The following is a 23144-nucleotide window of genomic DNA, read 5'->3' as shown; positions in this document are numbered from 1 at the left end:
GAAGGCACCTCCGTCGTTGTCCCGTGACGCTCCAACGTATGCGGTCAGGGGCGTGAAACCGAGACCGTACAGGCGGGCGGCCGGGTACGCGGTCACCCGGCCGCCTCCAAAGAAGCGTCAGCCCCGGGTGGCCGCGTGCATGACGTACGGCGCGCGCATCGTCGCCGGTCCCAGCGTCACCGTGTCACCGGCCGAGGCGATCTGTGCGGCGGTGGACGTACCGGGGTAGAACCAGCGCCAGCTTCCCGAACCGCTCGCGGTCACCGTCGTGGAGAGGCGGCCCGTGCTGTTCGTCTTCACCGTCTTCACGGTCTGGTACGCGCTCGCGCCCGCCTTCCGGAACTGGAGCTGGACGCTCTGACCGGCGTATCCCCGGTACTTCAGCGCCTCCCAGTCGGCCCGGCTCAGCGTGCCGGTGACCTTGACCTGCTTGCCGCCGGTGAGCGGGCTCGGGCCGGTCGCGGCGGCGGTCAGGGTCGTGGCGCGCTTGAGGCTGAACGGGGCGACGCAGTCGAAGATCCAGTAGTCGCCGTCGTTTGCCTTCACGTTGCCGTATGTGCACCAACGGCCGGCCGCGCCGTTGGCGTTTTCCTCGCTGTAGCCAGGCATGTACTCCGGTACGAAACGCATGGTCGCCGTGCATTCCGACGTGGTGGCACTCACCTTCTTGCAGGTGGCGCCGTCCCACTCCGGCGGGGCGCCCCAGTGCGTCGTGGAGCTGTTCGCCCAGATCTCGCGCAGGCTCTTCACACCGGAGTCGTCCTTGACCGTCAGCTTGACCGGGAAGGTCACGTCCCTGCTGACTCCCACGATCACACTCTTGCCGTTGTTGGTCACCCCCTTCGTGACCCGGATGTCGCCCCGCCCCTCGGCGTTGGCCGCCGTCGTGCCGAGCACGGTCATGGCCGCCACGGCGGCCACCGTGCTCCACAGCACGTGTCTTCGCATGTCCCCTCCTCATCGCGGCCCGCCCCGGCCTCCGGGGCGGGCGCGTCGGCACAGCGTAGAGCGGGGCGCTTCAGCCCACGCGCGCGGCCACCGCATCGAGGGAGCCCGTCGCCCGCAACCGGCGCTCGCAACCCCGCCGTTGCCACACCGCCAGCCCCGCCACCGCCACTCCCAGCGCCAGCCATCCCCCCGGCCCCGCGGCCATCACCACGCCCGTGAGCAGCGGCGGGCCCGCCGACTTCTGGATGGACTGGGACATGCCCGCCACACCCAGGTAGGCGGCCCGTTCGTCCGGCGGGGCGAGCAGGACGGCCAGTTCCCAGGAGCTGACCGAGCGCATCAGCTCCGCCGTCGTGACCAGGACCGCCGCCGCGAGCAGGGCCCCGGCCGCCGCCCAGGTGCCGCAACCGGTGGACGCGGCCAGCAGGGCACAGGTGGCGAAGAGCAGGACGCCGTACAGCAGCACCGCCCGCGTCGCTCCGCGCGGGCCCTCCGCCCGGCGGGAGACGGTGAGTTGGAGCAGGACGACCAGCACGGTGTTGATGACCAGGAAGGCCGGGACGAGGGCGTGCGGGGCGGAGGTGCGGGTGACGAGCCAGAGCGGGAGGCCGACGCCGAGCACGGAGTCGTCCAGGTTCATCGGGATGTCGAGGAGCACGAAGCGGAGGTAGCCCCGGTCCCGCCAGGGACTCGTGGCGCTCGACGGGCCCGCCCCGGACCGGGCCGCCTTCACCGCCCCGCCCGGCTCCCCCGTACGCCACACCAGCGCGGCGGCGACGAGGAAGGAGAGCGCGTTGCCGAGGATCAGCGCGCGGTACGCGTCCGCCGTTCCGGCCGCCAGGCCGATCGCGGCGAGTCCGGCGCCCAGCCCGTAGCCCGCGTTGGCGGCGCTGCGGGACAACGCCTGGTAGGCGGCGCGCCGTTCGCCCGCCGCGCGGGTGGCGAACAGCATCTCCAGGGTCTTGGCCGCCCTGTCCCCCAGATACGTCACGGCGACCACGACGAGCAGCGCCTCGAACCGCGTACAGAGCAGCACCAGCGTGAGTGTCACCAGGCGCAGCAGGTGGCAGCCGATCAGCAGCGGGCGCACCGGGAAGCGGCTCGCGAGGCGCCCGGCGAGCGGGGAGCCCGCGATGCCCGCGACGCCCGCCGTACCGAGCAGGACGCCGATCTGCTGGGCGCTGAGGTGGGTGACGAAGGTGAGGTAGAGGACCGAGGAGGCCGCCCACAGGCCGGTGCCGGTGCGGTCGACGGCCAGGGCGCGCAGCATGATCCGGGCGTCCCTGCCGCCCGGCGGGTTCCGCAGCTGAGCGAGCAACCCCGCCTGTTCCCGGACCCGCCCCACGCCGTACCCCCAAGTATCTCGACATCAAGAGACCTATCGACTCGCGGAAGCCTGCCCGGATATTCTCTTGATGTCAAGATGCTTGAAAGCGAGATAAATGAAGTCCGCAAGGCGCCGGAACGAATCCGCGTCCCGGTTCCTCTGTGGGGTGATCCGGGCGTCCTGCCGCCCTCCCCCACCGAGGAGTCACCATGGCCTTCACCACCCGCGCCGCCGCCCTGACCGTCGCCGGCGTCCTCACCGCCGACGGGCTGCTGCACGTGCTCTGGTCCACCGGGAGCACCTGGCCCGCCGGGGACGCGCGGGCCCTCTCGTACGCGGTGCTCGGCATCGACGCCCCGTTCACCCCGCCCGTCGTACTGCCGCTGGCCGCAGCGCTGTTCGGCGGCGCGGCCCTGGTCGCCGCCCGCGCGCGGCTGGGCGGCACCCACCGGTCCGGACGCCTCCTCCAGGCCGGTACGCTCGCCGTCGCCTGCGGCACCGCGCTGCGCGGGCTCGTCGGCATCGGCTGGGCGGTGGGCCTGCGCACCGGGCTGGACGCGGCGTCCGGGGAGACCTTCCAGCTGCTCAACCGGGTCCTGTACACACCGCTCTGCCTGCTGCTCGCCGCCGCCGCGCTCCGGGTGGCGGCCGGAAAAGAGACCGCCGCCACGCCCCGCACGGCGACCGGGAAGGAGACCCCCGTCCGTGCCCGATGACGCCGAACGCAACCGCGCGCTCCGCCTGGTGGTGGCCGCCCAGCGCGGCGACACGCTCGCCATGAACGAGCTGCTGGACGTCCTCGCCCCGTACGCCGGCCGCATCTGCGCCCCGATCGCGCTCGCCGACGGGCCCGACGCCGTCCAGGAGACCCTGGTCGCCGTCTTCCGGGGCCTGCGCTCGCTGAGGGAACCGGCCGCGCTGTACGGGTGGGTGCGGGCGATCGCCTGCCGGGAGGCGGTCCGGGTCGCCCGGCGCGGGGCCCGGTCCGTGCCCGCCGACCTCGCGACGCTGCCCCAGCGCGGCGATCCCCAGCTGGCCGCCGACATCGGGGACGTGCTGGCCCGGCTGAGCCCGGAGCACCGCGCCGTGCTCGTGCTGCGTGACGTGGAGGGGCTGGACGAACGGTCCGCCGCCGCCCTGCTCGGACTCCGCGTCGGCACCGTCAAGTCCCGTCTGTCCCGCGCCCGGGACTCCTTCCGGAAGGCATGGACGTCATGACCGAGACCCCGCTCGACCGGTGGCCCGACGCCGCCCCCCTGGACCCGGTCCGCCGCCTCCGCGTCCTCGCGGCCGGGGTGCCCGGCGCCCGCGTCACCACCCGCGAGATCGCCGCGCCGTGCGCCGCCGTGGAGCCCCTGCTCGCCGACATCGGCGGTGAACTCGCGCTCCTGGTCCCCGACATGCGGCGGCTGCGGCTGACCCGCGCCGACGGGGACCGGGTCGAGGCGGTGGCCCGCAGCCGGTTCGGGATGCGCGCCCGCTTCCACGGGGTGCGGCGGCCCGGCTGGCTGTGGCTCCAGAGCCGCTTCGTGCTCATCGGCATCGCGGCCACGCCGTCGGCCGCCCGCCCCGGGCACACCCTGGTCGCCTTCACGGGCGGGGTGCGGGTGCCGGGGCGGGCGGCGCTGGTCCCGGTGGGCGTGCGAAGGGCGGGCCGCAAGGTGCTGGCCCGCCTGGACGCGCGCGTCGGCCGGCCGGGGTGAGGTTCCCGGCCGGCCGAGCGGTTCCTACTTCGGTTCCCGGTCGAACTGCGCCCTGGACCAGTAGTAGCCGAGGACCGCGAGGCCCACGCACCAGCCGAGCGCGATCCAGCCGCTGTTGCCGATCTCCGTACCGAGCAGCAGCCCGCGCAGGGTCTCGATCGCCGGGGTGAAGGGCTGGTACTCGGCGATCGGCTGGAACCAGCCGGGCATCGAGTCCAGCGGGACGAAGGCGCTGGAGATCAGGGGCAGCAGGATCAGCGGCGTCGCGTTGTTGCTGGCGGCCTCCGCGTTGGGGCTGCCCAGGCCCATGCCCACGGCGATCCAGGTGAAGGCCAGGGCGAACAGGGCGAGCAGTCCGAGGGCGCCGAACCATTCCAGGACGGTGGCGTCGGTGGAGCGGAAGCCCATGGCCACCCCGACCGCCCCGACGAAGACGACGCTCATCAGCGTCCGCAGGACACTGCCCACCACATGGCCGAAGAGGATCGAGCCCCGGTGGATGGCCATGGTGCGGAAGCGGGCGATGATCCCTTCGCTCATGTCCATGGAGACCGAGACGGCGGTGCCGACGGTGGTCGAGCCGATGGTCATGAGGAGGATGCCGGGCACGATGTACGCGATGTACGCGTCGCGGCCCGCGCCGCCGCTCATGGTGTCGCCGAAGATGTAGACGAACAGCAGGAGCAGCATCACCGGGGTGAGCAGCAGGTTGAGGGTGAGCGAGGGGTAGCGCCTGGCGTGCAGGAGGTTGCGGCGGAGCATCGTGGACGAGTCGCGCACGGCGAGGGAGAAGGTGCTCATCGGACGGACTCCTTGGTCGGGGCGGGAACGGTGGCGGAGGTGTCGGCCTCGGTGAGGGCGAAGAACACGTCGTCCAGGTCGGGGGTGTGCACGGTGAGCTCGTCGGCCTCGATCCCGGCGGCGTCCAGCCGGTCGAGGATGGAGCGCAGAATGCTCTGCGTACCGTCGCTGGGGAGTTGCAGGGCCAGCGCGGCGTCGTCGCGGACGGCGTCACCGCCGAGGTGGGCCGCCGCCTCGCGGTAGGCGGCGGGGTCGCTGAACCGCAGCCTGACGTGCCCGCCGGGCACGATCCGCTTCAGCTCCTCGGCGCTGCCCTCGGCCACCAGCTTCCCGTTGTGCAGGACGGCGATGCGGTCGGCGAGTTCGTCGGCCTCTTCGAGGTACTGGGTGGTGAGGAAGACGGTCACGCCGTCGCCCACCAGACCGCGGATCATCTGCCACATGCTGTGCCGGCTGCGCGGGTCGAGCCCGGTGGTCGGCTCGTCCAGGAAGATCACGCGCGGATTCCCGACGAGGGTCATCGCGATGTCGAGGCGGCGCTTCATGCCGCCGGAGTAGGTGGACGCGGGCTTCTTCGCCGCGTCCGTGAGGTCGAAGCGCTCCAGGAGCTCGGCGGTGACGCGCCGCCCCTCGGCCTTCGGCAGGTGGTGCAGGTCCGCCATCAGGAGCAGGTTCTCCTCGCCGGTGATCAGGCCGTCCACGGCGGAGAACTGACCGGTGACACCGATGGCGGCGCGCACCGCCTGCGGGTCGGTGGCCAGGTCGTGGCCCCCGACGCTGATCGCGCCCGACCCTTGGCCTGGTGGGATGAGTGTGGAGAGGATCTTGACGGCGGTCGTCTTGCCCGCGCCGTTCGGACCGAGCAGCGCGAACACCGTTCCGGCCGGGATGCTGAGGTCGATCCCGTCGAGCACGGTCTTCTCGCCGTACGCCTTGCGCAGTCCGTTCGCCGCGATGGCCGGGTTCGTCATGGGTGTGGCTCCTTTGCTTCTACGGGGTGGGGGCTGGTCAGAGGCTGCGGGCGGTGATGTCGCCCTTGGTGGTGGTCGCCCGGATGGTCAGGCCGGGCGCGCCGTCGTTCCTCAGCGCGTTGTCGATGCGGCCGACGACGGTGCCCGCGTCGAGCACGGCCGGGACCCCGCGCGCCGCGCCGACCGTGATGTCGCCGGCCTGGGTGCTGAGGATCAGCTCGCCGCGGGTGGCCTCCTCGACGGTCACGTCGCCGCGCTGGGTGCTGAGCTCGCCGGGGCCGGTGAGGCGGCGGACGATCACGGCACCGTCGTGCGCCGAGATCCGGGCGCTCGCGGCCTCGTCCACCTTGACGGAGCGGTATCCGCCCTCGAAGACGACGTCCCCGAGGCGCCCGACGCCCCGGAACTCGGCGGCCCCGGCCTTCGCCTCGACGTGCGACCCGGCGGGCAGCTGGACGGTGATCTCGACGGAGCCGGTCTCGCCGAGGAGCCGGTTGCGCCCCTCCTTGGCGGTCCGGATGTTCAGGACGCCGTCGGCGTACGCGACCTCGACGCGGCCGGCGGCCTTCGCATCGCGGCTCTTGGAGGCGTCGGCGGGCAGGACCTCGACCACGGTGTCGGTGCGGTCGGCGGCGATGAACCGGATGTGGCCGGCCGAGATGTCGACGTGGGCGGTGACGACGGCGGGGGTGTCGAACTTCTGCATGATGCGCTCCTTGTGCGGTGTGCGAGTCCGAGCGACTCGCGCTTTCCGATGAGAGAAACGCTACGTTGCGTTCACGATCCCGGCAACACACTTGTTGCGCCAGATCCGCGTAACCGCACGTCAGAATAGAGAAGTTGGAGCAATGAGCTCAGACATAACGCAACGGGAGAGCGAGGATTCGTTGCAATGAACTGTCGGCGAACGCTATAGTCGGCCCACCGGCCACCGCACGGCCGGGCCCGCGCCACGAAGGAGTACGCGATGCCGGGAGGCAGGCTCACCCAGCAGGAACGCCGCCAGATCGGCCGGGGCCTCGCCGACGGCCTGGCCTACGCCGAGATCGCCCGGCAGCTGGACCGCCCCACCTCGACCATCACCCGCGAGGTGACGCGCAACGGCGGTCCCGCCGGCTACCGCGCCGACGTCGCCCACCGCACCGCCGAGCAGCGCGCCCACCGGCGCAAGAGCTCCGCGCCCCGCGACGCGCGCCCGGACCCGCAGCCGCACGGCCGGGACGCCCAGGCGGTACGCGCGTACGAGGAGATCCTCACGACCGTCCTGACGGCCTCGGGCGCACCCCAGATGATGTCGAGGGTCCTCGCGGCCCTGATCCTCAGTGACAGCGGCAGCCTCACCGCCGGCGAGCTCGCCGCCCGCCTGAAGGTCAGCCCGGCCTCCGTGTCCAAGGCGGTGGCGTTCCTGGAGACCCAGAGCATGGTCCGCCGGGAGCGCGAGGGGCGCCGCGAACGGTACGTCGTCGACGACGACATCATGCACCAGTCGATGATGGCGAGCGCCCACTCGACCGCCCAGCTCGCCACGACCGCCCGCGAGGGCGTCCCCGTCTTCGGCGCGGACACGGCGGCGGGCGCCCGCCTGGAGAACATGTCCCGCTACCTGGACTTCGTCTCCGAGTCGATAGCGCGCGCCGCCGAGCAGGCCCGCGCCATCCTCCACACGAAGGCCCCGGAGCCCCCGGCCTGACGCGGCCTCACTTCCGGTACAGGGCCTCGATCTCCCCCGCGAAGTCCCGCGCGATCGCGTCCCGCTTCAGCTTCAGGGACGGGGTGAGGTGCCCGGCCTCCTCCGTGAAGTCCACCGGCAGCACGGTGAACTTGCGGATCGATTCGGCGCGGGAGACCAGGCGGTTGGCCTCGTCCACGGCGCGCTGGAGCGTGGTGCGCAGCTCCTCGTCGTGGACGAGGTCGCGCATCGGGACGTCCTGCTTCTTGCGCATCCGGCACCAGTGCGCGAGCCCGTCCGCCTCCAGCGTGATCAGGGCCGTGACGAAGGAGCGGTTGTCACCGACGACCATGCACTGGCTGACCAGCGGATGGGCGCGCAGCCAGTCCTCCAGCGGGGCCGGGGTGACGTTCTTGCCGCCGGACGTGATGATGATGTCCTTCTTGCGGCCGGTGATCGTGAGGTAGCCGTCGTCGTCGAGCGCGCCCAGGTCCCCCGTCGCGAACCAGCCGCCGGCCGCCACGGGCACGGCGGCCCCGCGCTCCGCGTCCCAGTACCCCTGGAACACCTGCCCGCCGCTCAGCAGCACCTCCCCGTCCTCGGCTATGCGTACGGCGGTGCCGGGCATCGGCCAGCCGACCGTGCCCAGGCGGGGCTTGAGCGGCGGGGTGACCGTGGCGGCGGCGGTCGTCTCGGTCAGGCCGTAGCCCTCGAAGATCTGGATTCCGGCGCCCGCGTAGAACGCCGCGAGCCGCCGCCCCAGCGGGGAGCCGCCGCAGATCGCGTACCGGACGTGCCCGCCGAGCGCCGCCCGGATGCGGCGGTAGACCAGCGGGTCGTACAGCGCCCGGGCGGCGCGCAGCCCGAGGCCGGGGCCGGGGCCGGTGCCGTGTTCGGCGGCCTCGACGGCCTGGCCGTAGCGCTGGGCGATCCGGGCGGCCCGGTCGAAGGAGGAGGCGCGGCCCATCTTCTCGGCGGTGGCCCGGCCCGTGTTGTAGACCTTCTCCAGGACGTACGGGATCGCCAGCAGGAACGACGGCTTGAAGCCGGCCAGGTCGGCGAGCAGGTCCTCCGTCCGGATCGACGGCGCGTGGCCGAGGCGGACCCGGGCGCGCAGGCAGCCGATCGCGACCATCCGGCCGAAGACGTGCGACAGCGGCAGGAACAGCAGGGTCGAGGCGGGGTACTTGCTCACCGACTTGAAGACCGGATGCAGCAGCTCGATGGCGTTGTCGACCTCGGCGAAGAAATTGCCGTGGGTCAGCACGCACCCTTTCGGCCGGCCCGTGGTCCCCGAGGTGTAGATCAGGGTCGCCGGAGTCTCCGGCTCCAGGGTCGCGCGGCGCTCGGCGACCACGTCGTCCGGGAGGTGCTGCCCGAGCTTCTTCAGCCGCCCGAGGGCGCCCGTGTCGAACTGCCACAGGTGCGCGAGCCCGAGCAGCTGCTTCCGTTCCTGGCTGATGATCCGGCCCTGGTCGGCGGTCTCGACCGCGCAGGCCACGGCCCCGGAGTCCTGGAGAATCCAGCGGGCCTGGAAGGCGGACGAGGTCGGATAGATCGGCACGGTGACCAGTCCGGCCGCCCAGGCCGCGAAGTCGAGCAGCGTCCACTCGTACGTCGTACGCGCCATGATCGCGATCCGGTCGCCACCGCGCAGCCCCTCCGCGATCAGGCCCTTGGCGACGGCCAGCACCTCGGCGGCGAAGTCGGCGGCGGACACGTCCTGCCAGCTGCCGTCCGGCTGCTTGCGGCTGAGAACGGCGTCGGCGGGGGCCTCGCGGGCGTTGTCGAACGGGATCTCGGCGAGCGACCCGCGCCGGACGGGCGGCGCGAACGCCGGTACGGAGACCTGCCGGACGGTGCCGTGGGCGTCCCGTTCCATCGTCGGCTCGACCAGGGCGGGAACGGCGGATGCGGGGGAAGGTGCGGGTGGCGTGGACACGTGCGGCTCCTCGGCAAGGGGGACGGGCGGGTTCGCTGCTGTCGTACGGGGGTGCGGGGCGGGGGACCTTCGTCCTGGCGGCCCGGCCGCGCCACGCACCGCCCTGCTACACGCGTTCGAGGATCGCCGTGACTCCCTGGCCGCCCGCCGCGCAGATCGAGATCAGCCCGCGGCCCGGGCCGTCCCGCTCCGCGAGGAGCTTCGCGAGGGTGGCGACGATGCGCGCGCCCGTCGCGGCGAAGGGATGGCCGGTGGCGAGCGAGGAGCCCGCGACGTTCAGCCGGTCCCGGTCGACGGGCGCGAGCCCCTGCTTCTCCCAGGCGGCCAGCGTGGCCAGCACCTGGGAGGCGAACGCCTCGTGGATCTCGAAGAGGTCGAAGTCCTCGATCCCGAGCCCGGCCCGCTCCAGCAGGCGGGGCACGGCGTACGCGGGCGCCATCAGCAGCCCGTCCTCGCCGTTCACGTAGTCCACCGCGGCGGTCTCGTACAGCGAGAGGTACGCCTGCGGTTCCAGGCCGTGCGCCTCGGCCCACTCCTCGCTCGCCAGGAGCACCGTCGCGGCGCCGTCCGTGAGCGGCGTCGAATTGCCCGCGGTCATCGTGGCACCGGGGCGGTCCGTGCCGAACACGGGCTTCAGCGTGGCGAGTTTCTCCACCGTGGAGCCCGGACGCAGGTTCTGGTCGCGCTCCAGGCCCTGGTACGGGACGACCAGGTCGTCCAGGAAGCCCCGTTCGTACGCGGCGGCGAGCCGCTGGTGGCTGGTGGCGGCGAGGCGGTCCTGCTCCGCGCGGCCGATGTCCCACTGCCGGGCGGTGAGCGCCGCGTGGTCGCCCATCGAGAGCCCGGTGCGGGGTTCGGCGTTGCGCGGAATGTCCGGGACGAGGTGCCGGGGGCGTACGCCCGTGAGGGCCTTCGCGCGGGCGCCCGCCGACTTCGCGCGCCGGACGGAGAGCAGCAGCCGGCGCAGTTCGTCGTTGACGCCGAGCGGGGCGTCGCTGGTGGTGTCCGTGCCGCCCGCGATCGCCGAGTCGATGGCCCCCAGCATGATCTTGTTCGCGGCGGCGATCACCGCCTGGAGGCCCGTGCCGCACGCCTGCTGGACGTCGTACGCGGGGGTGCGCGGATCCAGCCGCGAGCCGAGCACCGTCTCGCGGGCCAGGTTGAAGTCGCGGCTGTGCTTGAGGACCGCGCCCGCCGCGAACTCGCCGACGCGCTCGCCCTGGAGCCCGAATCGCTCGACCAGGCCGTCGAGCGCGGCGGTCAGCATCTGCTGGTTGGAGACCTGGGCGTAGGGCCCGTCGGAGCGGGCAAACGGGATGCGGCTGCCGCCGATGACCGCGACGCGGCGGGGCTGCGGGAGTGCGAGGGGAATCAACTCGACCAACTCATCTCGACCAGCTCCTGACTCTTGAGTAACCTTACTCCAGAGTAAATCTACGACCGAGCAGGGAGTCTGGACAATGGCCGACCGCTATCTGCACCTGACCGGCACGGCACCCGGCAAGTTCCTCACCCGGAAGCTCGGTCTCCCGCAGCCCGCCCGGCTGCGCCGCTGGACCCTGGAGACGCCGACGCTCACCGGCCCCGTCCTCCACCTCACCGCGGGCGCGTCCGCGGTCACCGAGGAGGTGGCCGCGCTCCTCACCGCCACCGGCCTGGAGGTCGTCGCCCGCGCCGACCGGCCCGCCGCGCTCGTCCTCGACGCGACGGCCGTGGACACCGCGGCCGGGCTGGGCGCGGTGCACGCCGCCCTCCACCCGGTCGTCCGCTCACTGGCCCCGGGCGGCCGGGTCGTCGTCCTCGGGGTGCGGCCGTCACCGGAGGACCACCACCAGGCCGCCGCCCAGCAGGCCCTGGAAGGCTTCACGCGCTCGCTCGGCAAGGAGATCGGCAAGGGCGCGACCGTGCAGCTGGTCCGGATCACCCCGTCCGCCGTCGCCTCCGCCGAGTCCACCCTGCGCTTCCTGCTCTCGCCCCGGTCCGCGTACGTCAGCGGCCAGGTCATCGAGGTCACCGACGCCACCCCCGGCCCGGTCCGCGACTGGGCCGCCCCGCTGGCCGACAGGACCGCCCTGGTCACCGGCGCCGCCCGGGGCATCGGGGCCTCCGTCGCCTCGGTCCTGGCCCGCGACGGCGCCCGGGTGATCTGCCTCGACGTGCCACAGGCCCAGGAGGACCTGGTGCGCACCGCCGACCGCCTCGGCGCCACCGCGCTCCCCCTCGACATCACCGCCGAGGACGCCGCCGAACGCATCGCCGCCGCCGCGCCGGACGGGCTCGACGTCCTGGTCCACAACGCCGGCATCACCCGCGACCGGCGGCTCGCCAACATGGCCGCCGACCGCTGGGCCCAGGTGATCGACGTCAACCTGGACAGCGTCCTGCGCACCACCGACGCGCTGCTGAAGGCGGGCGCGGTCAACCGGGGCGGCCGGATCGTCGCCACCGCCTCCATCGCGGGCATCGCCGGCAACAACGGCCAGACCAACTACGCGGCCAGCAAGGCGGGCGTCATCGGCCTGGTCCGCTCGCTGGCCCCGCGCGCCGCCGCCGACCACGGCGTCACGGTCAACGCGGTCGCCCCCGGCTTCATCGAGACGAAGATGACCGCGGCCGTCCCGCTCCTCATCCGCGAGGCGGGCCGCCGGATGAACTCCCTCGCGCAGGGCGGCCTCCCGGTCGACGTCGCCGAGACCATCGCCTGGTTCGCCCAGCCCGCGTCCGCCGCCGTCAACGGCCAGGTCGTCCGGGTCTGCGGCCAGAGCCTGCTGGGTGCGTGACCCGATGAGCCTCACCCTCTCGCTGGCCCGGGGCGCCGTCACCTCCCCCTTCAAGCGCGCCGGACGCCCCGGCGCCACCCTCCCCGCCGACCGCCTCCGGCTGCCCGCCGCGCCGCCCGCACCCAAACGCCTGGCCGCGTACCGCGCGATCTGCGGCTTCCCGGCGACCGGGCCGCTGCCGGTGACGTACCCGCACGTGATGGCGTTCCCCCAGGCCATGCGGCTGATGACCCGCCGCGACTTCCCGCTCCCGGTCACCGGCCTCGTCCACACCTGGATCGAGATCACCGCCCACCGCACCCTCCGCCCGGAGGACCCGCTCGAACTCACGGTGTACGCCCAGGAGTTGAACCCGCACCGGCGCGGCACCGAAGTCACGGTGGTGACCGAGGCGCGGCTCGCGGGCGCGCTCGTGTGGGAGTCCCGCAGCGGCTATCTGTCCCGGCACGCGACGCGTACGGAAGCGCCCCCGAAGACAGAGCCCTCCGCGCCGCTCCCCGCCGTCACCGAGTGGCGGCTCCCCGGCAGCCTCGGACGGCGGTACGCGGCGGCCTCCGGCGACCGCAACCCGATCCACCTCCACCCGCTGACCGCCCGGCTCTTCGGCTTCCCCCGGGCCATCGCCCACGGCATGTGGACCGTCGCCCGCTGCCTGGCCGAGATCCCGGACCCGGCCGCGCTGCGCACCGTACGGGCCGACTTCCGCGCCCCGGTCCTGCTGCCCGGCACCGTCACGTACGCCACCGACGGCACCGCGTTCGAGCTGCGCGGCGGCGCGGACGGGGCGCGGCTGCACCTCACGGGGACTACGGACTAGGCGCCTGCCACGGGCGGCCGTTCATCAGGTTCTCCAGGCCCGCCCAGGAGAAGTTCATCAACGTGGCCGCCGCCTCCCGGGCCGAGACGCCCGGGGTCTCGTTGGCCCACCCGGCCAGCGCCTCCGCGGCGCCCACCAGGGCCTGCGCGAGGCCCGCCACGTCCCGGTCCGGGAGCGCCGGGTCGTGGTGCGCCTCGCGGGCGGCGGCGCCGATCAGACCGGTCACGAACGCGACGATCTCCTCGCGCATCACGTTGACCTCGGTGGCGAACGGCTCCCCGTGCGTCCGCGCCTGCCGGTAGAGCACCGCCCAGCCGTCCGGGTTCTCCGCGGTGTGCGTGAAGAACGCCCGCAGCCCCTCCCAGAGTTGCCGGTCGGCCGGAAGGCCGGGCTCGACGCCTCCCCGCACGGCGGCCAGCAGCGCCTGCGCCTCGCGCCGGATGCACGCGGTGAACAGCTCGTCCTTTGAATTCAGGTACAGGTAGACCAGGGGCTTCGACACCCCGGCCAGCTCGGCGATCTCGTCCATCGAGGCGGCCCGGTATCCCCGCTGCCCGAACGTCTGCACCGCGGCGTCCATCATCTGCCGCTCGCGCACCGCCCGCGGCATCCGCTTGTTCCGCACAGCACCCACGCCGACTCCTCCCGCCCCCGCAGCACTACTCCCTGGTAAGGGTACGGGGCCCGCGCGGACCCCGTCGTGCGCCGCCATGCCGAGGGCCCCTCCTCCGCACGGGAGAAGGGGCCCTCGGGTGATGCGAAGCGATCAGGCGGCGACCGGGACGCGCTCCGGCTCGGTGTCGCGGACCTCGTCCTCGTCCACCGGGGAGGCGGAGGCCGAGTTGTAGGCGTCGTGGTCCAGGATCTTCTCGCGGGCCGAGACGATCACCGGGACGAGCGCCTGGCCGGCCACGTTGGTGGCGGTGCGCATCATGTCCAGGATCGGGTCGATGGCCATCAGCAGGCCGACGCCCTCCAGCGGGAGGCCCAGGGTCGACAGGGTCAGCGTCAGCATGACCGTCGCGCCGGTCAGACCGGCGGTGGCCGCCGAACCGATGACCGAGACGAACGCGATCAGGATGTAGTCACCGACACCCAGCTGCACGTCGAAGATCTGCGCGATGAAGATCGCGGCGAGCGCCGGGTAGATCGCGGCGCAGCCGTCCATCTTGGTGGTGGCGCCGAACGGGACGGAGAAGGAGGCGTACTCCTTCGGAACGCCCAGGCGCTCGGTGACCTTCTGGGTGACCGGCATGGTGCCGACCGAGGAGCGCGAGACGAACGCCAGCTGGATCGCGGGCCAGGCGCCCTTGAAGAACTGGAGCGGGCTGACCTTGGCGACGGTGGCGAGCAGCAGCGGGTAGACGCCGAACAGCACCAGGGCGCAGCCGATGTAGACGTCGGCGGTGAACGTCGCGTACTTGCCGATCAGGTCCCAGCCGTAGTCGGCGATCGCGTAGCCGATGAGGCCGACGGTGCCGAGCGGGGCGAGGCGGATGACCCACCACAGGGCCTTCTGGAGGAGTTCCAGGACGGCTTCGCTGAGGGTGAGGATCGGCTGCGCCTTCTCACCGAGCTGCAGGGCGGCGATGCCGGCGACGGCGGCCATGAAGACGATCTGGAGGACGTTCAGCTCGGCGAACGGCGTGACGACGTTGTCCGGGATGATGCCGGTCAGGAAGTCGAGCCAGGAGCCGGCGTGCTCGGGGAGCTTGCCGTCCTTGGGGGTGAGGCCGGTGCCGGAGCCCGGGTTGGTGATCAGGCCGATCGCGAGGCCGATGGCCACGGCGATCAGCGAGGTGATCATGAACCAGAGCAGGGTGCGGGTCGCCAGCCGGGCGGCGTTGTTGACCTTGCGCAGGTTGGTGATCGACACCAGGATCGCGAAGAAGACGAGGGGCGCGACGGCCAGCTTCAGCAGCTGGACGAAGATGTGGCCGACCTTGTCGAGCGTGGTGTACAGCCAGTCGATGTCCTGGCTGCGGGCGAGCCAGCCGAGCAGGACGCCGAGGACCAGACCGGCGACGATCTGGGCCCAGAACGGGACCTTGGGTATGCGGAAGCCGGAGCCCGCGGGCTTCTCGGCGGTGGACGCGGGGTTCGCGGACACGGACACACTCCAGATGTGACGCATCGGGACGCACGGGGACGGTGTGCGGGGGACGGGGGTGCGGCGCCCGCGTCAGGGGCGGCGCCGCTGCATGGTGCCGGTATCAGACGTTGCGGCAACAGACCGCGGACATACAGCGGCAGAGATCGACGTGAAGGCGCTCCACGAGCGGGACGCTCGTGGCAGATCGGAGGCGCACATCAGTCTTCATGTCGAACACGTTAACACTTGAACTTTGAGAACCTCAAAGGTCTTCTTTGATGCGAGACACCGGCCTCCGGCCGCCCGGAATCCCCAACTCCGCCTGGACACACGAAAAACCCCAGTACAGGAGCGGCTGCTCCCGCGCTGGGGTTCGACGGAGAAAGGTGCGAGGTGTGAGGAAGCTTACGTTCCCTTTACTGCGTGACACTGTCCTCGCGCGTGCGGTTGGCCTCCAGGCGGGCCTTGGCGCGGTCGACGGAGGAGACGATCTGCTGGGACATCTCGTCGCGCTGCTTGCGCAGCAGGACGAAGCTCAGCGGCGCGGACAGCACCAGGGCGAGGAGGATGACCCAGACGACGTTGGACCCGCCGACCCCGGACGGGATCACCCCGAAGTGAACGGCGATGGCGGCGACGACGAAGCAGCCGACGAAGATGCTGAGACGCATCGCGGTGTACCGGATCGTTGCGCTCGGCTTGGCAGCGGACACAGCTGGCCTTCTCTCTACGTACGACAGTCCTGCCCGACCAGTGAAGCATGCCCCGCAATCGCTCGATTCGCTGGGCTGCGTCCCGAGGCGCTCAGCCCAGCGGCAGCAGCATGAAGACGTCGTCCCGGTCGTCGCCCTCGGCCACCCGGATCGCGCCGGGGACGCGCCCGACCTCCTTGTAGCCGCAGGCGGCGTAGAAGCGGTCGGCGCCGGTGCCGCCCCGGCAGGTCAGCCGGATCGCCTCGATGCCCTCGGTCGCGCGCGCCGCGTCCGCGACCGCCTCCATCAGGTCGCGGCCGTACCCCCGGCCCTGGTGGCGTGGGTGGACCATGACGGTGTACGCCCACAGCCAGTGCCGCATCAACCGGTGCGTGTTGAGCGTCAGGAACGCGGTGGCGGCGACGCGCCCCTCCTCGTCGCGGCCGACGACCAGCCGGGTCCGCCCCTCGGTCAGGGCGACCTGGTGCTTGAGCAGCTCCGGCCGGACGTCCTCCTCCGACACCGGCGGCACGAAGCCCACCGCGCCGCCCGCGTTGGAGACATCGGCCCAGAGCGTGACGATGCCTTCTTGCAGGGACCGGTCGTAGGCCGGGTCCACTTCAAATGTAAGAGCCATAGGCGCAGATTAACTATTACAGGTCGCAGGTTCAACCGGCGCCCGAACGCGAGAAAGCTCCGGCCGGGGACGGTGGCCGGAGCTTTCGTACGTGCAGCGCCGCGCGCGCGGCGCGCGCCGGGTCAGACCCGCATGGGCTGCGGCGACTCGCGCCGCTCCGCGTCCGGGCCCGGGTACTCGCGGATGATCTCGTAGCGCGTGTTGCGCTCGACGGGCCGGAAGCCCGCGTCGCGGATCAGGTCGAGCAGGTCCTCGCGGGTCAGCTTGTTCGGCGTGCCGTAGTTGTCCGCGTCGTGCGTGATCTTGTACTCGACGACCGAGCCGTCCATGTCGTCCGCGCCGTGCTGGAGCGCGAGCTGCGCGGTCTGCACGCCGTGCATCACCCAGAACACCTTGACGTGCGGCACGTTGTCGAACAGCAGCCGGGAGACGGCGAAGGTCTTCAGCGCCTCGGCGCCGGTCGCCATCGTGGTCCGCGCCTGGAGCTTGTTGCGGACCTTGCCGTCCTTCATGTCCACGAAGTCGTGCTGGTAGCGCAGCGGGATGAAGACCTGGAAGCCGCCGGTCTCGTCCTGGAGCTCACGCAGCCGCAGCACGTGGTCGACCCGGTGCCGGGGCTCCTCGATGTGCCCGTACAGCATGGTCGCCGGCGTCTTCAGCCCCTTCTCGTGGGCGAGCCGGTGGATGCGCGACCAGTCCTCCCAGTGGGTGTTGTGGTCCACGATGTGCTGACGGACCTCCCAGTCGAAGATCTCCGCGCCGCCGCCGGTCAGCGATTCGAGCCCGGCCTCGATCAGCTCGTCCAGGATCTCCGAGGCGGAGAGCTTGGAGATCGTCTCGAAGTGGTGGATCTCGGTGGCGGTGAACGCCTTGAGCGAGACCTGCGGCAGGGCCTCCTTCAGCGCGCTGAGCGAGCGCGGGTAGTAGCGCCACGGCAGGGAGGGGTGCAGCCCGTTGACGATGTGCAGCTCGGTGAGGTTCTCGCCCTCCATCGCCTTGGCGAGCTTCACCGCCTCCTCGATGCGCATCGTGTACGCGTCCTTCTCCCCCGGCTTGCGCTGGAAGGAGCAGTACGCGCACGAGGCGGTGCACACGTTGGTCATGTTGAGGTGACGGTTGACGTTGAAGTGGACGACGTCGCCGTTCTTGCGCGTGCGCACCTGGTGGGCCAGCCCGCCGAGCCAGGCCAGGTCGTCGGACTCGTAGAGCGCGATCCCGTCCTCGCGGCTCAGCCGCTCACCGGCTTCGACCTTCTGCTCCAGTTCGCGCTTGAGTCCCGCGTCCACCAGTGCTCCTCAATTCCTCGCCGTACCGAACCCAGCCACCGTACGCCTAGCGCCGCGACCGGCAATGTTTGCCCCGCAAGAAGCGTCGTCCAGTGCGTGCGGTCGCAAGGCGGCCGGAAGTCCTTGTAGCGGAGCTACCAGGGCTTTTGGCCAACGCGGCGAGCGTGCGTGCTGGACGACGCGACGGGGCAAAGCTTGCCGGGAGGGGCGCTAGCTCTCCTCGGGGAGGTCTCCGACCCGGTTCTCCCACTTGGTGGAGAGCACGATGGTGGTACGGGTGCGCGAGACGCCCTTCGTGGAGCTGAGACGGCGGATCGTCTTCTCCAGGCCGTCCACGTCACCCACGCGGACCTTGAGCATGTACGAGTCGTCGCCCGCGATGAACCACGCGTCCTCGATCTCCGCGAGGTCCTTCAGCCGGTGCGCCACGTCCTCGTGGTCGGCGGCGTCGGAGAGCGAGATGCCGATGAGGGCGGTGACGCCGAGGCCGAGCGAGGCCGCGTCGACGGTGGCGCGGTAGCCCGTGATGACACCGGCGGATTCCAGCCGGTTGATGCGGTCGGTGACGCTGGGCCCGGAGAGCCCGACGAGCCGCCCGAGCTCGGCGTACGAGGCCCTGCCGTTCTCCCGGAGGGCCTGGATGAGCTGCCTGTCCACCGCGTCCATGTGACTGAAACCTTCCATTGTTCAGCAGTACCGCGAGTCTACGTGTAGAATCCAAGGTGCACAGGCATTGAAGCCTGCAAATCTTCTCGCACAACCAAAAATCGCTTACGAATCTTCAGGAGTGACGACACCGTGTACACGATCGAGATGGCCTACGCCCGCATGCGCGAGCTTCAGGACCTGGCCAACCGCTCGCGTGCCCACCACCCCGCCGCCGCCCTCCGGGCCGACCGCACCCGCGGCCCCCGGCGCGCGCCCAAGAAGCGCTGACCCCCGGAAAGCCCGGATCACCCGGTCAGCCCGGGGAGCCACCCCCCAGCTCCCCCTCCCAGCGGCGGTACAGCCGGTGCGGCACACCCGCCGCGTCCAGCACCCGCCCCGCGACGAAGTCCACCAGATCCTGGATGTGCGTCGCCCCCGCGTAGAAGCCCGGCGAGGCGGGCAGCACGACCGCGCCCGCCTCGTCCAGGGCCACCAGCTGCTTCAGCGTCTGCCCGCTCAACGGCGTCTCCCGGACCGCGACGACCAGCTTCCGCCGCTCCTTGAGCGTGACGCTCGCCGCCCGCTGCAGCAGGTCCTTCGACAGCCCGAGCGCCACCCCCGCCACGCACGCCGTCGAGGCCGGGACGATCAGCATCCCCTTCGCCGGATACGACCCCGAGGACGGCCCCGCGGCCAGATCACCGGCCGCCCAGTGGCGCACCCCCGAAAGGTCCACGTCGAAGGTCTCCGGCTTGCCGTCCGCGCCCCGCGCCAGCCAGGCCGCCAGGTCCTCGCGCCAGTGCGCGTCGCGGTAGCCGATCCCGGTCTCGTCGAGCAGCGTGAGCCGCGAGGCCCGGCTCACGACCAGGTCCACGCTCTCCCCGGCCGCCAGCAGCCCGCGCAGCACCGCGGCGGCGAAAGGGGTGCCCGAAGCGCCGGAAACCCCGACAATCCAAGGCATTCGCTGCCGCTGACTCACTGAAGACCGGGAATCCACACCCCCGAGCCTATCCGGCACCGCTCACACCGTGAGCCCGCGCACCACCAGATCGAGCAGCGCGCACACGAACAGCGCGATCCCGATGAAGCCGTTGACCGAGAAGAACGCGCGGTTCAGCCGCGACAGGTCGTGCGGGCGCACCACCCGGTGCTCGTACACGAAGGCGACCGAGACGATCGCCATGCCGATCCAGTAGAAGACCTCCGCGTCCGTGGCGAGGCCGAACCAGACCAGCAGGCCCGTCGTCACCACGTGGCACACCCGCGCGCCCCACAGCGCGGCCGGGATGCCGAAGCGCGCCGGGAAGGACAGCACCCCGTGCGCCCGGTCCGCCTGCACGTCCTGGCAGGCGAAGATCAGGTCGAAGCCGCCGATCCAGACGCCGACGGCGAGCCCCAGGATGACCGCGTCCCACGACCAGCTGCCGGTCACCGCGAGCCAGGCCCCGACCGGGCCCATGGCCTGGGCGAGCCCCAGGATCGCATGCGGGAAGTTCGTGAACCGCTTGCCGTACGGGTAGACGACCATCGGGACCACCGCGACCGGCGCCAGCGCCAGGCAGAGCGGGTTCAGCAGGGCGGCGGCCCCGAGGAACACGACGACGGCGACCAGCGCCCCGGTCCACGCCGACTTCACCGACACCGCGCCGGTCACCAGCTCACGGCCCGCGGTGCGCGGATTGCGGGCGTCGATCTCGCGGTCGATGATCCGGTTCGCGGCCATGGCGAACGTCCGCAGCCCGACCATCGCGACGGTGACGAGCAGCAGCGTGACCCACTGGATCTCCCCGCCGTCGAGGAACATCGCGGTCAGGGCGGCGATGTACGCGAACGGCAGCGCGAAGACGGAGTGCTCGATCATCACGAGCCGCAGGAAGGCCTTCACCTTGCTGCTGGGTTGCGCGGGCCCCGATCCCAGGGTCGCTTCGGCGGCGCTCACAGCCCGTACTCCTTCCACCGGCGGTCCACCAGGGCCGCCGTCTCCGGGTCCGACTCGACCATGTCCGGCCAGCCCCCGTCCCGCGTGTACCCCTCCTCGGGCCACTTCTTCGTCGCGTCGATGCCCGCCTTGCCTCCCCAGAACTGCTGGTACGAGGCGTGGTCGAGGTGGTCGACGGGGCCCTCGCTGACCACCAGGTCGCGGGCGTAGTCCGTGTTGCCGAGCGCCCGCCAGGCGACCTCGTGCAGATCGTGGACGTCGCAGTCCGAGTCCACGACGACGATCAGCTTCGTCAGCGACATCATGTGCGCGCCCCAGATCGCGCTCATCACCTTCTGCGCGTGCTTCGGGTACTTCTTGTCGATCGAGACGATCGCGCAGTTGTGAAAGCCGCCGGCCTCCGGCAGGTGGTAGTCCACGATGTCCGGGACGATGATCTTGAGGAGCGGCAGGAAGAACCGCTCGGTGGCCCGCCCCAGCGGCCCGTCCTCGGTCGGCGGCCGGCCGACCACGATGGACTGGAGCAGCGGCCTCTTCCGCATGGTCACGCAGTCGATGGTCAGTGCGGGGAACGGTTCCTGCGGGGTGTAGAAGCCGGTGTGGTCGCCGAACGGCCCCTCGGGCAGCGTCTTGCCGGGCTCCAGCCAGCCTTCGATGACGACTTCGGCATGGGCCGGGACCTGGAGCGGGACGGTCTTGCAGTCGACCATCTCGATCCGCTTGCCCTGGAGGAACCCGGCGAACAGGTACTCGTCGATGTCCTCGGGCAGCGGCGCGGTGGAGGCGTACGTGACGGCGGGCGGCGCGCCGAACGCGATGGCGACGGGCAGCCGCTCCCCGCGCCGGGCGGCGACCTGGTAGTGGTTGCGGCTGTCCTTGTGGATCTGCCAGTGCATCCCGATGGTGCGCCGGTCGTGGCGCTGGAGCCGGTACAGCCCGAGGTTGCGGATGCCGGTCTCGGGGTGCTTGGTGTGGGTGAGCCCCAGGTTGAAGAAGGAGCCGCCGTCCTTGGGCCAGGTGAACAGCGCGGGGAGCAGGTCCAGATCGACGTCGTCGCCGGTGAGGACGACCTCCTGGACCGGCGCGTTCTCGCCCTTCACCTTCTTGGGCGGCACGTGCACCATCGACCCGAGCTTCCCGAAGGCCTCCCGGACCCCGACGAAGCCGTGCGGCAGCTCGGGCCTGAGCAGCCCGCCGATCTTCTCGCTGATCTCTCCGTAGGACTTCAGCCCGAGCGCCTTGAGCAGCCGCTTGTCGGTGCCGAAGACGTTCATGGCCAGGGGCATCGAGGACCCCTTGACGTTCTCGAAGAGCAGCGCGGGCCCGCCGGCCTTGTTCACCCGGTCGACGATCTCACCGACCTCCAGATACGGGTCGACCTCGGCCTTGATGCGCTTGAGCTCGCCCTCGCGCTCCAGAGCCCGGAGGAGGGATCGAAGATCGTCGTAAGCCATGAGGACAAGTATCGGCCACCCGCTACTCTGGGCCCGTCACCGGGGCGGGGGAATGCCCCGCCAACTCTCCTCGGGGGGACTTTTCCACCATGCTCCGGGCCCTGATCTACCTCCTGCCGCTGGCGCTGACGATCTTCGCGTTCATCGACTGTCTGAACACCCCGGAGGACGAGGCCAGGCACCTGCCGAAGATCGCCTGGGTCTTCATCATCCTGCTGTTCTGGATCGTCGGCCCGATCGTATGGCTGGCCGCGGGCAAGGTCCGGCAGCCGCCCGCCGGAGGCCGTACGCCCTCCGAGTGGCACCGCAACCACCGTCAGCAGTGGGTCGCTCCGGACGACAATCCGGACTTCCTGAAGTCGCTGAAGGAGGAGAACAAGAAGGACGAGGCGCTCCTCAAGGACTGGGAGGCGGACCTGCGCCGCCGCGAGGAGGAGCTGAAGCGCCGCGAGAACGGCACGGAGGAAGCCTCCTAGGCGGCATCCGCCGGGTCCAGGATGCGGGCCAGCGTGCGGCGGCCCAGCGCGCTCATCGGCGGATTGCTCTTCGCGTAGTACCAGACCAGGCCCATCGCCTGCTCGAACGCCCACGCCCTGCCGCGCTCCCACTCCAGCTCGTCGCAGCCCAGCGCCCGACGGAACACCTCGCGCGGGCCCGGGCCCAGCAGGTGCCAGGCGCCCACCAGGTCCAGCGCCGGGTCGGCCGGGGCGAAGCCGCCGGTGTCGAGGACGCCGCCGAGCCGGCCGTCCAGGACCAGGACGTTGCCGGGGATCAGGTCGCCGTGGCTCATCACGTCGGGGCTCGTACGCGGCAGCTCCCGGAAGCCGGTCCACAGCGCGCGCAGCGGGGCCACGTCGAGCAGGCCCTCGCTCCCCTCGAAGCACGTGGCCATCCAGCCGTCGTGGTCGGCGATCACCCCGCCGCGCCCGCCGCCGCCGAAGGTCCGCCCGCGCGTGCCGGTCTCCCGGAGGCCGGCGACGAAGTCCGCGAGGTCCTGGGCGAAGGCGTCGGAGCCGCCCGGATCGGCGTCGAAGGCGTTGGTCCCCGGCAGCCAGGTCTGGACGGCCCAGGGCATCGGGTAGCCGGGGCCGGGCGCGCCGAGGGCGACCGGTTCCGGCGCGGGGAAGCGGGTGGCGCGTGCCAGTTCCGCGGCGGCCCGGGCCTCCCGTTCCAGGGTGGCCAGTGCCTCGGCGGGGGCGGCCCGGTGCAGCGGGAAGCGGGCGGAGAGGCGGTCGCCGATGCGGAAGATGGTGTTCATCGTGCCGGTGGAGGCCAGGGGGCGGACGGCCTCGCCGGCCCACTGCGGGAACTGGTCGCGGATCAGGGCCGCGACGGTCTCCGTGGTCACGTCCACCTGGTCGTCGTGCATGGTCATGCGCTGCCCCCCGGGGAAAGACCGCTGCCCGCCCCGGCGGACCGGTGGCGGGCAGGTGTCGTC

Annotated in this window: 25 protein-coding genes; 8 read left to right on the top strand and 17 right to left on the bottom strand. The window is 71.8% G+C overall.

Annotated features, from left to right (window positions below):
• Positions 1 to 117: 117 nt before the first annotated feature.
• Together AB0L33_RS17125 and AB0L33_RS17120 are read right to left on the bottom strand one after the other, a co-directional pair.
• Positions 118 to 948: a hypothetical protein gene (locus AB0L33_RS17125; RefSeq protein ID WP_365682123.1), complete on the bottom strand. Its 831-nt coding sequence runs from the start codon at positions 946 to 948 to the stop codon at positions 118 to 120.
• A 70-nt stretch (positions 949 to 1018) separates the two neighbouring features.
• Positions 1019 to 2266: an MFS transporter gene (locus AB0L33_RS17120; protein WP_365682121.1), complete on the bottom strand. Its 1248-nt coding sequence runs from the start codon at positions 2264 to 2266 to the stop codon at positions 1019 to 1021.
• A 218-nt stretch (positions 2267 to 2484) separates the two neighbouring features.
• Between AB0L33_RS17120 and AB0L33_RS17115 the strand changes: the two genes are divergently transcribed.
• Genes AB0L33_RS17115 through AB0L33_RS17105 form a run of 3 tightly spaced genes read left to right on the top strand, consistent with a single transcriptional unit; the run spans position 2485 to position 3978 of the window.
• On the top strand, positions 2485 to 2991 hold the full coding sequence (locus AB0L33_RS17115) for a DUF3995 domain-containing protein (protein ID WP_365682119.1): 507 nt from the start codon (positions 2485 to 2487) through the stop codon (positions 2989 to 2991).
• Positions 2981 to 3493 carry a sigma factor-like helix-turn-helix DNA-binding protein gene (locus AB0L33_RS17110; protein ID WP_365682117.1) on the top strand — a complete coding sequence of 171 codons (513 nt, stop codon included), beginning with the start codon at positions 2981 to 2983 and terminating at the stop codon, positions 3491 to 3493. Before AB0L33_RS17115 ends, AB0L33_RS17110 begins: the two co-directional genes overlap by 11 nt.
• Positions 3490 to 3978, top strand: a complete 489-nt coding sequence (locus AB0L33_RS17105) for a hypothetical protein (RefSeq protein WP_365682115.1) — start codon at positions 3490 to 3492, stop codon at positions 3976 to 3978. The genes AB0L33_RS17110 and AB0L33_RS17105 overlap by 4 nt, the downstream gene beginning before the upstream one ends.
• A 24-nt stretch (positions 3979 to 4002) precedes the next feature.
• On the opposite strand, the gene AB0L33_RS17100 is transcribed toward AB0L33_RS17105, so the two are convergent.
• The 3 genes from AB0L33_RS17100 to AB0L33_RS17090 are packed head-to-tail and all read right to left on the bottom strand — an operon-like array spanning position 4003 to position 6456.
• Positions 4003 to 4779: an ABC transporter permease gene (locus AB0L33_RS17100; protein ID WP_365682113.1), complete on the bottom strand. Its 777-nt coding sequence runs from the start codon at positions 4777 to 4779 to the stop codon at positions 4003 to 4005.
• Complete coding sequence (locus AB0L33_RS17095; protein ID WP_365682111.1) at positions 4776 to 5750, bottom strand: ATP-binding cassette domain-containing protein; 975 nt, start codon at positions 5748 to 5750, stop codon at positions 4776 to 4778. Before AB0L33_RS17095 ends, AB0L33_RS17100 begins: the two co-directional genes overlap by 4 nt.
• A gap of 37 nt (positions 5751 to 5787) precedes the next feature.
• Positions 5788 to 6456 (bottom strand): DUF4097 family beta strand repeat-containing protein, encoded by a 669-nt coding sequence (locus AB0L33_RS17090; RefSeq protein ID WP_365682110.1) that lies wholly within the window; start codon positions 6454 to 6456, stop codon positions 5788 to 5790.
• Between the two features lie 261 nt (positions 6457 to 6717).
• On the opposite strand from AB0L33_RS17090, the gene AB0L33_RS17085 reads away from it, so the two are divergent.
• On the top strand, positions 6718 to 7440 hold the full coding sequence (locus AB0L33_RS17085) for a helix-turn-helix domain-containing protein (protein WP_365682109.1): 723 nt from the start codon (positions 6718 to 6720) through the stop codon (positions 7438 to 7440).
• Positions 7441 to 7447: 7 nt separating this feature from the next.
• On the opposite strand, the gene AB0L33_RS17080 is transcribed toward AB0L33_RS17085, so the two are convergent.
• Both AB0L33_RS17080 and AB0L33_RS17075 read right to left on the bottom strand, forming a co-directional pair.
• Entirely contained in the window at positions 7448 to 9361 is a 1914-nt protein-coding gene (locus AB0L33_RS17080) for an AMP-binding protein (RefSeq protein WP_365682108.1), read from the bottom strand.
• 106 nt (positions 9362 to 9467) lie between these two features.
• The gene (locus tag AB0L33_RS17075) at positions 9468 to 10745 is read right to left on the bottom strand and encodes an acetyl-CoA C-acetyltransferase (protein ID WP_365682107.1); all 1278 of its coding nucleotides are present in this window, start codon (positions 10743 to 10745) and stop codon (positions 9468 to 9470) included.
• A 76-nt stretch (positions 10746 to 10821) separates the two neighbouring features.
• Between AB0L33_RS17075 and AB0L33_RS17070 the strand changes: the two genes are divergently transcribed.
• Both AB0L33_RS17070 and AB0L33_RS17065 read left to right on the top strand, forming a co-directional pair.
• Positions 10822 to 12141: a 3-oxoacyl-ACP reductase gene (locus AB0L33_RS17070; protein WP_365682106.1), complete on the top strand. Its 1320-nt coding sequence runs from the start codon at positions 10822 to 10824 to the stop codon at positions 12139 to 12141.
• 4 nt (positions 12142 to 12145) lie between these two features.
• Positions 12146 to 12958, top strand: a complete 813-nt coding sequence (locus AB0L33_RS17065; protein ID WP_365682105.1) for a MaoC/PaaZ C-terminal domain-containing protein — start codon at positions 12146 to 12148, stop codon at positions 12956 to 12958.
• On the opposite strand, the gene AB0L33_RS17060 is transcribed toward AB0L33_RS17065, so the two are convergent.
• From AB0L33_RS17060 to AB0L33_RS17035, 6 genes are all read right to left on the bottom strand, one after another.
• Entirely contained in the window at positions 12948 to 13568 is a 621-nt protein-coding gene (locus AB0L33_RS17060) for a TetR/AcrR family transcriptional regulator (protein ID WP_365682557.1), read from the bottom strand. The genes AB0L33_RS17065 and AB0L33_RS17060 overlap by 11 nt on opposite strands.
• A gap of 156 nt (positions 13569 to 13724) precedes the next feature.
• Positions 13725 to 15068, bottom strand: a complete 1344-nt coding sequence (locus tag AB0L33_RS17055) for a dicarboxylate/amino acid:cation symporter (protein WP_365682104.1) — start codon at positions 15066 to 15068, stop codon at positions 13725 to 13727.
• Between the two features lie 398 nt (positions 15069 to 15466).
• Positions 15467 to 15721, bottom strand: a complete 255-nt coding sequence (locus AB0L33_RS17050; RefSeq protein WP_365682103.1) for a DUF4229 domain-containing protein — start codon at positions 15719 to 15721, stop codon at positions 15467 to 15469.
• Between the two features lie 133 nt (positions 15722 to 15854).
• Positions 15855 to 16379, bottom strand: a complete 525-nt coding sequence (locus AB0L33_RS17045) for a GNAT family N-acetyltransferase (protein WP_365682102.1) — start codon at positions 16377 to 16379, stop codon at positions 15855 to 15857.
• 122 nt (positions 16380 to 16501) lie between these two features.
• Complete coding sequence (gene mqnE / locus AB0L33_RS17040; RefSeq protein WP_018104321.1) at positions 16502 to 17665, bottom strand: aminofutalosine synthase MqnE; 1164 nt, start codon at positions 17663 to 17665, stop codon at positions 16502 to 16504.
• Between the two features lie 210 nt (positions 17666 to 17875).
• The gene (locus AB0L33_RS17035; protein ID WP_365682101.1) at positions 17876 to 18331 is read right to left on the bottom strand and encodes an Lrp/AsnC family transcriptional regulator; all 456 of its coding nucleotides are present in this window, start codon (positions 18329 to 18331) and stop codon (positions 17876 to 17878) included.
• A gap of 132 nt (positions 18332 to 18463) precedes the next feature.
• Here AB0L33_RS17035 and AB0L33_RS17030 point away from each other — a divergent pair, with 132 nt between their 5' ends.
• Positions 18464 to 18601: a hypothetical protein gene (locus tag AB0L33_RS17030; RefSeq protein ID WP_365682100.1), complete on the top strand. Its 138-nt coding sequence runs from the start codon at positions 18464 to 18466 to the stop codon at positions 18599 to 18601.
• A 25-nt stretch (positions 18602 to 18626) separates the two neighbouring features.
• On the opposite strand, the gene AB0L33_RS17025 is transcribed toward AB0L33_RS17030, so the two are convergent.
• The 3 genes from AB0L33_RS17025 to AB0L33_RS17015 are packed head-to-tail and all read right to left on the bottom strand — an operon-like array spanning position 18627 to position 21706.
• Positions 18627 to 19292, bottom strand: coding sequence for a UbiX family flavin prenyltransferase (locus tag AB0L33_RS17025; RefSeq protein WP_365682099.1), 666 nt, complete (start codon positions 19290 to 19292; stop codon positions 18627 to 18629).
• 42 nt (positions 19293 to 19334) lie between these two features.
• Entirely contained in the window at positions 19335 to 20252 is a 918-nt protein-coding gene (gene mqnP / locus AB0L33_RS17020; protein WP_365682097.1) for a menaquinone biosynthesis prenyltransferase MqnP, read from the bottom strand.
• Positions 20249 to 21706 (bottom strand): menaquinone biosynthesis decarboxylase, encoded by a 1458-nt coding sequence (locus AB0L33_RS17015; RefSeq protein ID WP_365682095.1) that lies wholly within the window; start codon positions 21704 to 21706, stop codon positions 20249 to 20251. Before AB0L33_RS17015 ends, mqnP begins: the two co-directional genes overlap by 4 nt.
• 89 nt (positions 21707 to 21795) lie before the next feature.
• Between AB0L33_RS17015 and AB0L33_RS17010 the strand changes: the two genes are divergently transcribed.
• Complete coding sequence (locus AB0L33_RS17010) at positions 21796 to 22182, top strand: PLD nuclease N-terminal domain-containing protein (protein ID WP_365682094.1); 387 nt, start codon at positions 21796 to 21798, stop codon at positions 22180 to 22182.
• Here AB0L33_RS17010 and AB0L33_RS17005 read toward each other — a convergent pair.
• Positions 22179 to 23081, bottom strand: coding sequence for a phosphotransferase (locus tag AB0L33_RS17005; RefSeq protein WP_365682092.1), 903 nt, complete (start codon positions 23079 to 23081; stop codon positions 22179 to 22181). The two genes, AB0L33_RS17010 and AB0L33_RS17005, sit on opposite strands and share 4 nt — an antisense overlap.
• Positions 23082 to 23144: the final 63 nt, after the last annotated feature.

The sequence above is a fragment of the Streptomyces sp. NPDC052299 genome (assembly GCF_040679335.1).
Classification (GTDB): domain Bacteria; phylum Actinomycetota; class Actinomycetes; order Streptomycetales; family Streptomycetaceae; genus Streptomyces.
This window is presented reverse-complemented; position numbering and strand designations above follow the sequence as displayed.

Bases quoted from the DNA above. Each gene is read 5' to 3' on its own strand.
- AB0L33_RS17125 (WP_365682123.1), bottom strand. From the start codon at position 948: ATGCGAAGACACGTGCTGTGGAGCACGGTGGCCGCCGTGGCGGCCATG.
- AB0L33_RS17115 (WP_365682119.1), top strand. From the start codon at position 2,485: ATGGCCTTCACCACCCGCGCCGCCGCCCTGACCGTCGCCGGCGTCCTC.
- AB0L33_RS17105 (WP_365682115.1), top strand. From the start codon at position 3,490: ATGACCGAGACCCCGCTCGACCGGTGGCCCGACGCCGCCCCCCTGGAC.
- AB0L33_RS17100 (WP_365682113.1), bottom strand. From the start codon at position 4,779: ATGAGCACCTTCTCCCTCGCCGTGCGCGACTCGTCCACGATGCTCCGC.
- AB0L33_RS17095 (WP_365682111.1), bottom strand. From the start codon at position 5,750: ATGACGAACCCGGCCATCGCGGCGAACGGACTGCGCAAGGCGTACGGC.
- AB0L33_RS17090 (WP_365682110.1), bottom strand. From the start codon at position 6,456: ATGCAGAAGTTCGACACCCCCGCCGTCGTCACCGCCCACGTCGACATC.
- AB0L33_RS17085 (WP_365682109.1), top strand. From the start codon at position 6,718: ATGCCGGGAGGCAGGCTCACCCAGCAGGAACGCCGCCAGATCGGCCGG.
- AB0L33_RS17070 (WP_365682106.1), top strand. From the start codon at position 10,822: ATGGCCGACCGCTATCTGCACCTGACCGGCACGGCACCCGGCAAGTTC.
- AB0L33_RS17065 (WP_365682105.1), top strand. From the start codon at position 12,146: ATGAGCCTCACCCTCTCGCTGGCCCGGGGCGCCGTCACCTCCCCCTTC.
- AB0L33_RS17060 (WP_365682557.1), bottom strand. From the start codon at position 13,568: ATGCCGCGGGCGGTGCGCGAGCGGCAGATGATGGACGCCGCGGTGCAG.
- AB0L33_RS17050 (WP_365682103.1), bottom strand. From the start codon at position 15,721: ATGCGTCTCAGCATCTTCGTCGGCTGCTTCGTCGTCGCCGCCATCGCC.
- AB0L33_RS17045 (WP_365682102.1), bottom strand. From the start codon at position 16,379: ATGGCTCTTACATTTGAAGTGGACCCGGCCTACGACCGGTCCCTGCAA.
- AB0L33_RS17035 (WP_365682101.1), bottom strand. From the start codon at position 18,331: ATGGACGCGGTGGACAGGCAGCTCATCCAGGCCCTCCGGGAGAACGGC.
- AB0L33_RS17015 (WP_365682095.1), bottom strand. From the start codon at position 21,706: ATGGCTTACGACGATCTTCGATCCCTCCTCCGGGCTCTGGAGCGCGAG.
- AB0L33_RS17010 (WP_365682094.1), top strand. From the start codon at position 21,796: ATGCTCCGGGCCCTGATCTACCTCCTGCCGCTGGCGCTGACGATCTTC.
- AB0L33_RS17005 (WP_365682092.1), bottom strand. From the start codon at position 23,081: ATGACCATGCACGACGACCAGGTGGACGTGACCACGGAGACCGTCGCG.